The 12322-nt window shown below is 62.4% G+C and carries 10 protein-coding genes; 4 read left to right on the top strand and 6 right to left on the bottom strand.

Annotated elements, in window-relative coordinates; all coding sequences use genetic code 11:
• Window positions 1-43: 43 nt before the first annotated feature.
• From IAG25_RS08975 to IAG25_RS08965, 3 genes are all read left to right on the top strand, one after another.
• Window positions 44-286, top strand: coding sequence for a hypothetical protein (locus tag IAG25_RS08975; protein ID WP_187604569.1), 243 nt, complete (start codon window positions 44-46; stop codon window positions 284-286).
• A gap of 94 nt (window positions 287-380) precedes the next feature.
• Entirely contained in the window at window positions 381-1169 is a 789-nt protein-coding gene (gene surE / locus IAG25_RS08970; protein ID WP_035501100.1) for a 5'/3'-nucleotidase SurE, read from the top strand.
• 88 nt (window positions 1170-1257) lie between these two features.
• Complete coding sequence (locus IAG25_RS08965) at window positions 1258-1722, top strand: DUF2147 domain-containing protein (RefSeq protein WP_187604568.1); 465 nt, start codon at window positions 1258-1260, stop codon at window positions 1720-1722.
• A 78-nt stretch (window positions 1723-1800) separates the two neighbouring features.
• On the opposite strand, the gene IAG25_RS08960 is transcribed toward IAG25_RS08965, so the two are convergent.
• The 6 genes from IAG25_RS08960 to typA all read right to left on the bottom strand — a co-directional run bounded on the left by IAG25_RS08960 (window position 1801) and on the right by typA (window position 11426).
• Window positions 1801-2193, bottom strand: a complete 393-nt coding sequence (locus IAG25_RS08960; RefSeq protein ID WP_035501104.1) for a transposase — start codon at window positions 2191-2193, stop codon at window positions 1801-1803.
• Window positions 2194-2336: 143 nt separating this feature from the next.
• On the bottom strand, window positions 2337-3434 hold the full coding sequence (zapE, locus tag IAG25_RS08955; protein ID WP_187604567.1) for a cell division protein ZapE: 1098 nt from the start codon (window positions 3432-3434) through the stop codon (window positions 2337-2339).
• Window positions 3435-3519: 85 nt separating this feature from the next.
• The gene (lpdA, locus tag IAG25_RS08950; RefSeq protein ID WP_187604566.1) at window positions 3520-4950 is read right to left on the bottom strand and encodes a dihydrolipoyl dehydrogenase; all 1431 of its coding nucleotides are present in this window, start codon (window positions 4948-4950) and stop codon (window positions 3520-3522) included.
• 90 nt (window positions 4951-5040) lie between these two features.
• Window positions 5041-6339, bottom strand: a complete 1299-nt coding sequence (gene odhB / locus IAG25_RS08945; RefSeq protein ID WP_187604565.1) for a 2-oxoglutarate dehydrogenase complex dihydrolipoyllysine-residue succinyltransferase — start codon at window positions 6337-6339, stop codon at window positions 5041-5043.
• 83 nt (window positions 6340-6422) lie between these two features.
• Complete coding sequence (locus tag IAG25_RS08940; RefSeq protein ID WP_187604564.1) at window positions 6423-9281, bottom strand: 2-oxoglutarate dehydrogenase E1 component; 2859 nt, start codon at window positions 9279-9281, stop codon at window positions 6423-6425.
• A 318-nt stretch (window positions 9282-9599) separates the two neighbouring features.
• Window positions 9600-11426: a translational GTPase TypA gene (gene typA / locus IAG25_RS08935; protein WP_035501110.1), complete on the bottom strand. Its 1827-nt coding sequence runs from the start codon at window positions 11424-11426 to the stop codon at window positions 9600-9602.
• A gap of 313 nt (window positions 11427-11739) precedes the next feature.
• On the opposite strand from typA, the gene IAG25_RS08930 reads away from it, so the two are divergent.
• Window positions 11740-12255: a MarR family winged helix-turn-helix transcriptional regulator gene (locus IAG25_RS08930; protein WP_187604563.1), complete on the top strand. Its 516-nt coding sequence runs from the start codon at window positions 11740-11742 to the stop codon at window positions 12253-12255.
• Window positions 12256-12322: the final 67 nt, after the last annotated feature.

Here is a 12322-nt window from a genome sequence, read left to right as displayed (position 1 = left end):
CAGAAGCGCCGCACATCGTCATGCAAACTTGAGGAATTCGTTCATGAACCTCCGCCGTCCGGCTTCCGCACCCGTGCGAGCCATCAAAAGGCTTCTGAGCCATCACGAAATCGCAACGTTGCTGTTGCTGTTTCACGCGCCCATCGACGTGATGGCCGCCACGCCCGACGTCGCCTCGCTGCAGGAATATGGCTATGTCGAGATCGTGTCGCCGGACATGGGCGCGCCGAAACTGCGTCTGACCGCGGACGGCAACGCGGTGCTGCGCGGTCTGGGCGTAAAGTAAGGCGTCAGGAAGAACCGGGCAGCGGACGCCCGAATACGCGAACTCTGTAATAATCGGTCGATACTTTTCACCATCGACCAAGGAGCGATTCGCGATGTCCGCCCTCTCACCCATCGTGCAGCGTGTGCTCATCACCAACGATGACGGCATCGACGCGCCCGGCTTAGCCGCGCTGGAAGCCGTCGCCGCCGAACTCGCGCACGAAGTCTGGGTCATCGCGCCCGAGCACGATCAAAGCGGCACGTCGCACTCCATCAGCCTGCATTCGCCGCTGCGCGTGTCGCGCCAGGGCGAGCGGCGCTACGGCGTGCAGGGCACGCCCGGCGACTGCGTCGTGATGGGCGCGCGCCACATCATGAAGGACGCGCCGCCCACGCTCGTGCTCTCCGGCATCAACCGCGGCGCGAATCTCGGCGTCGAGACGATGTTCTCCGGCACCGTCGGCGCGGCGATGACGGGCCTGCTGCTCGGCCTGCCCTCGATCGCACTCAGCCAGACCTTTACCGACCGCGAGAACGTGCGCTGGGATACGGCGCGCGCGCTCGCGCCCGGCGTGATCCGCCAGTTGCTCGCGATCTCCCACGACGCGCCCACATGCCTGAACGTCAACTTCCCCGATTGCGATGCGTCCGCCGCCGGTCCGCTGACCGTGACGCGGCAGGGCGTCGGCCTCGTGGAAGGCATCGATGTGCTGCCGCTCGTCGATCCGCGTGGCATCGACTATCACTGGCTGCGCTTTCAGCGCGGCCCGCGCCCGAATTCGCCCGATAGCGAAACGGCGGTGGTCGCGTCCGGCCGCGTCTCGGTCACGCCGCTGCATTTCGATCGCACCGACGAGCGCACGTTCGCCACACTCGAAGCGGGTCTGAAAGGCGGCGTCTGAGTCTTGAACGCGCGCCGCTAGAACGTTTCCTCCCAGACGGGAGCGGTCGCTTTCTCGTATGCTCGGGCGATCACAACAAGGAGACGACATGACCCGTTCCATCGGCTCGCGCGGCGTGCGCGCGATGCTCGGCGCGCTCTGCGCCACCTTCGCCGCGAGCGTGTTCGCGCAAGCGGCGACGCCCGTCGGCACCTGGCAAACCATCGACGATCAGACCGGCAAGCCGAAAGCGATCATCCAGATCGTCGACGACGGGAGCGGCCAGTTGTCGGGCAAAGTCGTGCGCGGCATCGGCGAGTTCGATCATCCCGAGCGACGCTGCACGGCCTGCACCGATGAGCGGAAGGATCAACTGGTCAAGGGCATGACGATCATCACCGGCATGCGGCAGAACGGCGATGCATGGGATGGCGGCCAGATTCTCGATCCCGAGAACGGCAAGCTCTACAAGTGCAAGATGAAGATGGAGGACGGCGGGCAGAAGCTCGTCGTGCGCGGGTATATCGGCGTGTCGCTGCTGGGGCGTTCGCAGACCTGGCTGCGCCAGCAGTAAGTTCCAGAAAGGACAAAGCCGGTCGAAGCTATATATCTTCGACCGGCTTTGCTTATCTCGTACGTGCGTTCGACGAGATCATGCGGCGTGACGGTGATGCACCTCGACCACTTGCACGCCTTCGGGCAAGCCCACGCTCTCGGGCTTGAACTCCGGCGGCACGCGCATGCGCGATGTCATCAACGCATAGAGCGATTCTCCGGCCGGCCCGAACAGTTGCGACATGACGCGCAGCAGGACGCCCGACTCGTGCCACGTCTTGAAACGCCGATGACACGTTTGATACGACGGATATTTGCGCGGCAGCGTGGACCACGACGCGCCGCTGTACATCACCCAGAGCACACCGTTGAGCACGGCGCGGGTGTTGGCGAGCGGCCGGCCCCGCAGTTCCAGACGCGGGCGCAGTTCGGGAAGCAGCGGTGCGACCATCTGCCATTCTTCGTCGGACATGTCGCGGTAGGGCTTCACGGTAGTTTCTCCAATTTGCTGACTGATAACCGGCATCGACGATACCGAGTACCCGAAAGCCGGCAAATCGGAGTGATCCGAATCTTGAAATAGCCCCCAAAGCCTTATGCCGATTGGCTAACCGCAGATTTTTGATACTCGTATTAGGTGAGCGAGATATCCGCGACGCGCCGTGGCGCCTCCAGATACTCCTTCGACTGCATCTCGATAATGCGCGAAACCGTGCGTGCGAATTCGTTGGCCATCGGTCCTTCCACGTACAGCTCTTCCGCGGGCACGGCCGCCGACATCAGCAGCTTCACCTTGTGGTCGTAGAAGACATCGATGAGCCACGTGAAGCGGCGCGCTTCGGACGCCATGCGCGGCGTCATCTGCGGCACGTCCGACAGGATCACCGCATGGAACCGGTTCGACAGTTCGAGATAGTCGTTCTGCGAACGCGGGCCGCCGCAGAGCGTCGCGAAGTCGAACCACACGACGCCGTCGGCCTTACGCAGCGCCTTGATCTCGCGCTTTTCGATGTGCAGGATCGGGCTCTCGTCGGGCACGGCCGCGAGCTTCGCATAGTCCGCGCGCAACGCTTCGCTCGCCGCCGCACCGAGCGGCGTGTGATACGCCTTCACCTGCGACAGCGTGCGCTTGCGGTAGTCGGTGCCGGCATCGACGTTGAGCACGTCGAGATGCTCCTTGATGAGTTCGATCGCGGGCAGAAGACGATCGCGATGCAGCCCTTCCGGATACAGCGTGTCCGGCTCGTAATTGGACGTCATCACGAACTGCACGCCGTTCTTGAAGAGGCGGTCGAGCAGACGATAGAGAATCATCGCGTCGGCGATATCCGAGACGTGAAATTCGTCGAAGCAGATCAGCCTGTATCGTTTGGCGATGCGTTTCGCCAGTTCGTCGAGCGGATCGGCCTGCCCTTTCAGCTCTTCCAGTTCGCGATGCACTTCGCGCATGAACTCGTGAAAATGCAGCCGCGTCTTGCGCTGCACCGGCACGACGGCATAGAAGCTGTCCATCAGGAAGCTCTTGCCGCGTCCGACGCCACCCCACATGTAGACACCGCGCGGCAGGTCCGGACGCACGAGAAACTTCTTGAGCGCGTTGGAGCGGCGCGACTTGTATGCGACCCACTCTTCGTAGCACTGCTGCAGGCGCGCGACCGCCGCGAGCTGCGCCTCGTCCGATTGATAACCCCGTGTGCGCAGTTCGCTTTCGTAGTATTCGGTGACGTTCATCTTCTGCCGTTTGAAGTGACGAAGGCGAGCGGTTTGATCCGCTCGCCTTCGTGTGCGATGCCTGACTGCCCGAAGCCGAGCTCGATTACATGTTCAACGCGCGCTTGTCGACGGCCAGCGCCGCTTCACGCATCACTTCCGACAGCGACGGATGCGGATGGCAAATGCGGCCGATATCTTCCGACGCCGCCTTGAACTCCATCGCGACAACGGCTTCCGCGATCAGATCCGATGCGTCCGCTGCGATCACGTGCACGCCGAGGATCTCGTCGGTCTTCGCGTCGGCGATCATCTTGACGAAGCCTTCAGCCTTGCCGATGCCGAGCGCGCGGCCATTGGCCATCATCGGGAACTGGCCGGTCTTGATCTCGCGGCCTTCGGCCTTGAGCTGCTGTTCCGTCTTGCCGACCCACGCGATTTCCGGTTCCGTGTAGATGACCCACGGCACGCAGTTGTAGTCGATATGCGGCTTCTGACCATCGATGATCTCCGCCACCGCCACGCCTTCGTCTTCCGCCTTGTGCGCGAGCATCGGGCCGCGCACCACGTCGCCGATGGCGTACACGTTCGGCACGCTCGTCGCGCAATGGTCGTCCACGTCGATGAAACCGCGCTCGTTCGCCTTCAGGCCGATTGCTTCCAGGCCGAGGTTATCGGTGTTCGGCACGCGGCCGATCGACACGATCAGGCGGTCCGCTTCCAGCGTCTGCGCGTTGCCCGCGTTGTCCGTGTAAGCGATCGAGACACCCTTGTCCGACGTCTTCACTTCGCCGATCTTCACGCCGAGGTGAATGTCGAGACCTTGCTTCTTGAACTGCTTCGCGGCTTCCTTGGCGAGCGATTCGTCCGCCGCGCCGAGGAACTGCGGCAGCGCTTCGAGCACGGTCACGTCCGCGCCGAGACGCCGCCACACCGAGCCGAGTTCCAGACCGATCACGCCCGCGCCGATCACGGCGAGCTTCTTCGGCACGGCATCGAACGACAGCGCACCTTCGTTGTCCGCGACGATCTTGTTATCGACCGGAATGTTCGGCAGATGACGCGCCTTCGAGCCCGTCGCGATGATCACGTTCTTCGCCGTGACGACTTCCGTCTCGCCTTCCCCCGACACTTCGATCTGCACGCCGGCAGCATTCTTGCCGGTGAATTTGCCATGACCCTTGAGCCACGTGATCTTGTTCTTGCGGAACAGGAACTCGATGCCCTTCGTCATCTTCTCGACGATGCCGTCCTTGCGCGCCAGCATCTTCGACACGTCGAGCTTCACGTCCGACACGCTGATGCCGTGATCGGCCAGATGCTTCGACGCATTTTCGAATTCTTCGGAAGACGCGAGCAGCGCCTTCGACGGAATGCAGCCCACGTTCAGGCACGTGCCGCCGAGCTTCAACGCGCCCGCCGGATTCTTCCACTTCTCGATACACGCAACCGTCTTGCCGAGCTGCGCTGCGCGAATCGCCGCGATATAGCCGCCGGGGCCCGCGCCGATCACGACGACATCAAATTCCTTGGACATGACTTTCCTTTGGTCTGGCTCCGCTCATGCGGAGCAGCCTCGTGCGATGCGCGCGAGCCTATCGCGCGCATCGAGGCGAATTGCTTTTTCTTACAGGTCCAGCAGCAGACGGGCCGGATCTTCCAGCGCGTCCTTCATCGCGACCAGCGACAGCACTGCTTCGCGGCCGTCGATGATGCGGTGGTCGTACGACAGCGCGAGGTAGTTCATCGGGCGGATCACGATCTGGCCGTTTTCCACCACGGCGCGTTCCTTCGTCGCGTGCACGCCGAGAATCGCGGACTGCGGCGGGTTGATGATCGGCGTCGACAGCATGGAACCGAACACGCCGCCGTTCGAGATGGAGAACGTGCCGCCGGTCATGTCTTCGATCGACAGCTTGCCGTCCTTCGCCTTCTGGCCGAATTCGGCGATCTTCTTCTCGATGTCGGCGAGGCTCATCTGATCGGCGTTGCGCAGGATCGGCACCACCAGACCGCGCGGCGAGCCGACCGCGATACCGATGTCGAAATAGCCGTGATAGACGATGTCGTTACCGTCGATCGACGCGTTCACGAGCGGGAACTTCTTCAGCGCATGCACGGCGGCCTTCACGAAGAACGACATGAAGCCGAGCTTCACGCCATGTTCCTTCTCGAAGCGATCCTTGTACTTGTTGCGCAGATCCATGACCGGCGCCATGTTGACTTCGTTGAACGTCGTCAGGATAGCGTTGGTTTGCTGCGATTCGAGCAGACGCTCGGCGATACGCGCACGCAGGCGCGACATCGGCACGCGTTGTTCCGGGCGGTCCTTGAGCCACTGATCGGCCGATGCCGGCGCCGACACTTGCGGCAGCGCAGGCTTGGCGGCGCGCGCGGGCGCGGCGGCCGGAGCCGGAGCAGCGGCCTTGGCAGGCGCCGGAGCAGATGCCGAAGCGGCGAGCGCGTCGCCCTTCGTGATGCGGCCATCGCGGCCCGAGCCCGAAACCTGATCCGCCGAAACGCCCTTCTCGGCCAGAATCTTCGTCGCGGCAGGCGAAGCAGCTCCGCCCGCCGACGCTTGCGCAGCAGCCGGAGCGGCGGCGGCGGTCGTTTCCGCGACCGGCGCGGGTTTCACTTCGGCGTCGCCGGCAGCGGCGACGGCGGCAGGCGCTTCGCCCGCTTTCGCTTCGGTGTCGATCTTCGCGATGAGTTCGTCGGCGGTGACGATATCGCCGTCGTGCTTGATCACTTGCGCCAGAACGCCCGCGGACGGCGCGGGCACTTCCAGCACGACCTTGTCGGTCTCGATTTCGATGAGGATTTCGTCCTGGGCGACAGCCTCACCCGGCTTCTTCTTCCATTGCAGCATGGTCGCTTCCGAGACCGACTCGGAAAGCTGGGGAACCTTGACTTCTACGATAGCCATTTCTGTATTGTCCTAATGCGTGTCTGTGTGTTCGAGCGTCGGGACCGGGCTGCGGCGTGCGCGCCCGGTCTCTCGAGCGTTGCTTACTTCGCGATGATCTGCGCGCCCTTCAGGCGGCCGAACGCGCCTTCCACGAGCGCCTTCTGCTGCTCGTAGTGCTTCGCGTAGTAGCCGACTGCCGGCGATGCCGAAGCCGGACGGCCGCTGTAGGCCAGCTTCATGCCGTCGCGCATGCCTTCGCGCAGATGGTGCTCGACGTAGAACCAGGCGCCCTGGTTCTGCGGCTCGTCCTGCACCCAGACCACTTCCGTCGCGTTCTCGTACTTCTTGATTTCCGCGTCGAACTGCTTGTGCGCGAACGGATACAGCTGCTCGATACGCACGATGGCGACATCGTTGCTCTTCGCTTCGCGGCGATGCGCGACGAGGTCGTAGTACACGCGGCCCGAACACACGACCACGCGCTTGACCTTCTTCGGCTCGATGCCTTGTTCGACTTCACCGATGACCGGCTGGAACGAGCCCTTCGACAGTTCCGTCAGATCCGACACGGCTTCCTTGTGACGCAGCAGCGACTTCGGCGTGAAGATGATGAGCGGCTTGCGGAACAGGCGGATCATCTGACGGCGCAGCAGGTGGAAGACCTGCGCCGGCGTCGTCGGCTGGACCACCTGCATGTTGTGGTCCGCGCACAGTTGCAGGAAGCGCTCGATACGCGCCGACGAGTGCTCCGGACCCTGACCTTCGTAGCCGTGCGGGAGCATCATCGTGAGACCGGAGACGCGGCCCCACTTCACTTCGCCCGACGAGATGAACTGGTCGATCACGACCTGCGCGCCGTTCACGAAGTCGCCGAACTGCGCTTCCCACGCGACGAACGTGTTCGGCTCGGCCGTCGAATAGCCGTACTCGAAGCCGAGCACCGCTTCTTCGGACAGCACGGAGTCGATCACCGTGAACTTGGCCTGGCCTTCCGCGATGTTCTGCAGCGGAATGTAGGTGCCGTCGTTCCAGCGCTCACGGTTCTGATCGTGCAGCACCGCGTGACGATGCGTGAACGTGCCGCGACCGGAGTCCTGGCCCGTCAGACGCACGGCGTAGCCCGATGCGACCAGCGACGCGAACGCGAGATGCTCGCCCATGCCCCAGTCGAGCTTGGCTTCGCCGAGACCCATCGCGCGGCGATCGTTGATCACGCGCTCGACGAGCGGGTGAACCTTGAAGTTCTCGGGAATCGTCGTGATGCGCTCGGCGAGACGCTTCAGTTCGGCGAGCGGCACGGCGGTGTCGGCCGCGTCGGTCCACTTGCGGTTCAGGAACGGCACCCAGTCGACCGCGTACTTGCTCTTGTAGTTCGAGAGCACGGGATCGATCGTGTGATGGCCTTCGTCCATCGCCTGACGATATTCCTTGATGTACCGGTCGGCGTCGTCGGCCGAGATCACGCCTTGCTGCACGAGCTTTTCCGCGTAGACGGCGCGCGTGCCCGGGTGCTTGGCGATAGTCTTGTACATCAGCGGCTGCGTGACCGCCGGCGTGTCCTGCTCGTTGTGGCCGAGCTTGCGGAAGCAGATGATGTCGACGACCACGTCCTTGTGGAACTTCATGCGGAAGTCGATCGCGAGCTGCGTGGCGAGCACGACGGCTTCGGGATCGTCACCGTTCACGTGCAGCACCGGCGCCTCGATCATCTTGACGACGTCCGAGCAGTACAGCGTCGAGCGCGCATCGCGCGGGTCCGACGTGGTGAAGCCGATCTGGTTGTTGATGACGATGTGCAACGTGCCGTGCGTGCCGTAGCCGCGCGTCTGCGCGAGGTTCAGCGTTTCCATCACGACGCCCTGGCCCGCGAAAGCCGCGTCGCCGTGCACTTGCACCGGCAGCACTTGCAGACCTTCTTCGTCGCCGCGGCGATCCATACGCGCCTTGGCCGAACCTTCGACCACCGGATTCACGATTTCCAGGTGCGACGGGTTGAACGCGAGCGACAGGTGAACCGGGCCGCCTTCGGTGGCGACATCCGACGAAAAGCCCTTGTGGTACTTCACGTCGCCGGCCGGCAGGTCATCGACGTGCTTGCCTTCGAATTCGGCGAACAGGTCCGCCGGCATCTTGCCGAGCGTATTGACCAGCACGTTCAGACGCCCACGGTGCGCCATGCCGATGACGATTTCCTGCACGCCGCTCTTGCCCGCGTGACGGACGACTTCGTCCATCGACGCGATGAAGCTCTCGCCGCCTTCCAGCGAGAAACGCTTCTGGCCGACATACTTGGTGTGCAGGAAACGCTCAAGGCCTTCGGCGGCCGTCAGGCGGTTCAGGATGTGCTTTTTCTTTTCGTTCGTGAAGTTCGGCGTCGAGCGGATCGACTCGAGCTTCTCCTTCCACCAGCGCTTCTGCTCCGGATCGCTGATGTACATGAATTCGGCGCCGATCGTGCCGCAGTACGTGTCGCGCAGCGCCTTGACGATGTCGCGCAGCGATGCCTGCTCGAAACCGAAATACAGGTTGTTCGCGTTGAACACCTGATCCATGTCGGCTTCGGTGAAGTCGTAAAAGCCGGGTTCGAGTTCGGGGATCGCGGGACGCTCGCGGCGCTTGAGCGGATCGAGGTTCGCCCATTGCGTGCCGAGGAAGCGATACGCGCCGATCAGCGATTGGACGTAGACCTGCTTGCGGGCAGTGGTGAGGTCGCCTGTGCTTTCACGCGGCAGGAAGGCATTCGCCTTTGCGCGCTGAGCGAACGACTCGACGATCGGGCCATGGGCCACGTCGTTATGAGCCGTGCCGTCCGATGCGGGCACGTTCTGCAACGCATCGAAGTAGGCTCGCCAGGTCTCGGGCACTGACGCGGGATTATCGAGATATTGCTCGTACAACTCTTCGACGTACGGAGCATTACCGCCGAACAGATAAGAGTTCGACTGGAATTGCTTCATCATTTTACGCTCACCTTTCTTCGAGTTTCTCGAGGAAGTGCGGGTTAAGAAACCTTCCGCGCCACGGCCTGACCGTTTAGCGGATTGCGCGAATCAAGTCTGCTTGGAAGGACCTAAAAAGCGACAGCTAATCGAAGAAGCATAGCACAGAACGAATAGTCATATGACGGATCGCCGCATGTGCCTGCCGTCGTCATCCTTTACGCAACAAGCATGTGCGGGCTTTTATGAGATACGCAAGGGTCTCTTGCACGACGACGAAAAAAGCAAAAGCCGCCCGAAGGCGGCTTTTGCTCTGCCGATGCGACCGTCGCCTGAAACTTACTCGGCGTTCGCTTCACGGCTCGCGCGACGGCGCTCGTGCTCCTTCAGATGACGCTTGCGCAGGCGGATCGACTGCGGCGTCACTTCGACGAGTTCGTCATCGTCGATGAACTCGACCGCGTATTCCAGCGAAAGCTGGATCGGCGGCACGAGGCGCACGGCTTCGTCGGTGCCCGACGCGCGCACGTTGGTCAGCTGCTTGCCCTTGATCGGGTTCACGACGAGGTCGTTGTCGCGGCTGTGAATGCCGATGATCATGCCTTCATAGAGCGCATCGCCGGGCGACACGAACATGCGGCCGCGATCCTGCAGCTTCCACAGTGCATACGCGACGGCGGCGCCGTCGTCCTGGGAGATCAGCACGCCGTTACGACGCTCGCCGACCGAGCCTTCCTTCACCGGCGCGTACGAATCGAACGTGTGGCTCATCAGACCCGTGCCGCGCGTGAGCGTCAGGAACTCGCTCTGGAAGCCGATCAGACCGCGCGCCGAAATCTTGTACTCGAGACGCGTGCGGCCACGGCCGTCGGAGGTCATGTCGAGCATTTCGCCCTTGCGGCGGCCGAGTTCTTCCATCACGCCGCCCTGATGCTGGTCTTCGATATCGACCGTCAGGTTTTCATACGGCTCGCACTTCACGCCGTCGATTTCCTGCAGCACGACGCGCGGACGCGACACCGCGAGTTCGTAGCCTTCACGGCGCATGTTCTCGACGAGAATCGTCAGATGCAGTTCACCGCGGCCCGACACTTCGAACGTGGTTTCGTCGCCGGTGTCTTTCACGCGCAGCGCCACGTTGTGGTTCAGTTCCTTCGTGAGACGGTCGCGAATCTGGCGGCTCGTCACGAACTTGCCTTCCTTGCCCGCGAGCGGCGACGAATTCACGAGGAAGTTCATCGTGAGCGTCGGTTCGTCGACGGTGATCATCGGCAGCGCTTCGGGATTGTCCGGCGAGCAGATCGTCACGCCGATGCCGATTTCCTCGATGCCGTTGATCAGCACGATATCGCCGGCCTGCGCTTCTTCGACCTGCACGCGCTCGAGACCGTGGAACGACAGCACCTGATTGATCTTGCGATTGATGATCGCGCCGTCCGGGCCAGAACGCACCGCCACCTGCATGCCGGGGCGAATGCGGCCACGCGCGACACGGCCCACGCCGATACGGCCGACATACGAGTTGTAGTCGAGCGACGTGATTTGCAGTTGCAGCGGGCCGTCCGGATCGGCCGGACGAACCGGCACGTGTTCGAGAATGGCTTCGAAGAGCGGACGCATCGTGCCTTCGCGCACTTCGGGCGAGAGCCCCGCGTAGCCGTTCAGACCCGACGCATAAACGATCGGGAAGTCGAGCTGCTCTTCGGTCGCGCCGAGCTTGTCGAAGAGATCGAAGGTCTGGTTGATCACCCAGTCGATACGCGCGCCCGGACGGTCCACCTTGTTGATGACGACGATCGGCTTCAGACCCAGCGCGAGCGCCTTCTTCGTGACGAAGCGCGTCTGCGGCATCGGGCCTTCGACGGCGTCGACGAGCAGCAGCACGGAATCGACCATCGACAGCACGCGCTCCACTTCACCGCCGAAGTCGGCGTGGCCCGGCGTGTCGACGATATTGATGTGCGTGCCTTCGTATTCGACGGCGCAGTTCTTCGCAAGAATCGTGATGCCACGTTCCTTTTCGATGTCGTTCGAGTCCATGACGCGCTCGGCGACCTGCTGGTTTTCCCGGAACGTGCCCGACTGGCGGAGCAACTGGTCGACGAGCGTGGTCTTGCCGTGGTCGACGTGGGCAATGATGGCGATATTGCGGAGGGCGCGAGTCATATAGAGATGTCTTGGTTGTGCGCCGTCGGAGCGAGTCTCTTCAGCGAGACTTCATGGCTCGGCAAACCCCCCTTGAAACCGTCATGCAAGCATGACTATGCGGGCCCGGCGCGGTGAGAACCGTAAATTATAGCACGCATGGATGTCGTTCCCTTGCAATAGGACTCAACCCGTAAGTCTTGGGTCTCGACCCCGCCCCGTCGCGGCCGCGCACGCCCGATTGTTAAGCGGTTTCAGAAAAGAGTCTTGCAGCGACTGAAACGCTTGCCTATAATCCTGCCTAGTCAACTATTGCAATCGCACAATTATTTCCATGAGCGACGCTCCGAAATCTGCGGCCATCGGCGACTATGTTTTCGCCGAGAGCGTCGGCTACCTGATCGGCCGGGTGCGCTCGACCATGTGGAACATGGTCACGCAACACACGACATCCGAACTCGGCATCACGAGTACACAGGCAAGCATCCTCTTCATGCTGGCAGTCGGCAAGTGCCTGACGGCCGCGGACATCGCCCGCGAATACGGGATCGACGCAAGCGCCGTGACGCGCCTCATCGACCGGCTGGAAAAACGCGGCCTGCTCTCGCGCGTACGCAGCGAGGAAGACCGGCGCGTCGTGCGCCTCGCGCTGACGGACGAAGGCCAGGCAACGGCCGAGAAGATTCCCGCCATCTTTACGCGCGTGCTGGATAACCTGCTCGCGGGCTTCACGCCCGAAGAAGTGGGCTTCCTGAAAAGTATGCTGCGGCGGATTCTGGCAAATTCCTGCGATCCTTCCGTCGCATCGCTGCTTCATGCCAACGATAAGCCTGGTACGTCATTGCGATGACAAGCAAATTTGTCATCGCGAGCCTACAAAATGGTTGCAACGTCCATCTTTAATTCTCTTCTCAAGA

Origin of the sequence: Caballeronia sp. EK (genome assembly GCF_014384845.1) — a bacterium.
In the GTDB taxonomy this organism is placed as follows: domain Bacteria; phylum Pseudomonadota; class Gammaproteobacteria; order Burkholderiales; family Burkholderiaceae; genus Caballeronia; species Caballeronia jiangsuensis.
The sequence above is the reverse complement of the archived record's forward strand: the minus strand, read 5'-3'. Positions and strand labels throughout refer to the sequence as shown.

What these genes read in the sequence shown, in the direction of transcription:
- IAG25_RS08975 (WP_187604569.1), top strand. Translation starts at nt 44, where the DNA reads ATGAACCTCCGCCGTCCGGCTTCCGCACCCGTGCGAGCCATCAAAAGG.
- surE (WP_035501100.1), top strand. Translation starts at nt 381, where the DNA reads ATGTCCGCCCTCTCACCCATCGTGCAGCGTGTGCTCATCACCAACGAT.
- IAG25_RS08965 (WP_187604568.1), top strand. Translation starts at nt 1,258, where the DNA reads ATGACCCGTTCCATCGGCTCGCGCGGCGTGCGCGCGATGCTCGGCGCG.
- zapE (WP_187604567.1), bottom strand. Translation starts at nt 3,434, where the DNA reads ATGAACGTCACCGAATACTACGAAAGCGAACTGCGCACACGGGGTTAT.
- lpdA (WP_187604566.1), bottom strand. Translation starts at nt 4,950, where the DNA reads ATGTCCAAGGAATTTGATGTCGTCGTGATCGGCGCGGGCCCCGGCGGC.
- odhB (WP_187604565.1), bottom strand. Translation starts at nt 6,339, where the DNA reads ATGGCTATCGTAGAAGTCAAGGTTCCCCAGCTTTCCGAGTCGGTCTCG.
- IAG25_RS08940 (WP_187604564.1), bottom strand. Translation starts at nt 9,281, where the DNA reads ATGATGAAGCAATTCCAGTCGAACTCTTATCTGTTCGGCGGTAATGCT.
- typA (WP_035501110.1), bottom strand. Translation starts at nt 11,426, where the DNA reads ATGACTCGCGCCCTCCGCAATATCGCCATCATTGCCCACGTCGACCAC.
- IAG25_RS08930 (WP_187604563.1), top strand. Translation starts at nt 11,740, where the DNA reads ATGAGCGACGCTCCGAAATCTGCGGCCATCGGCGACTATGTTTTCGCC.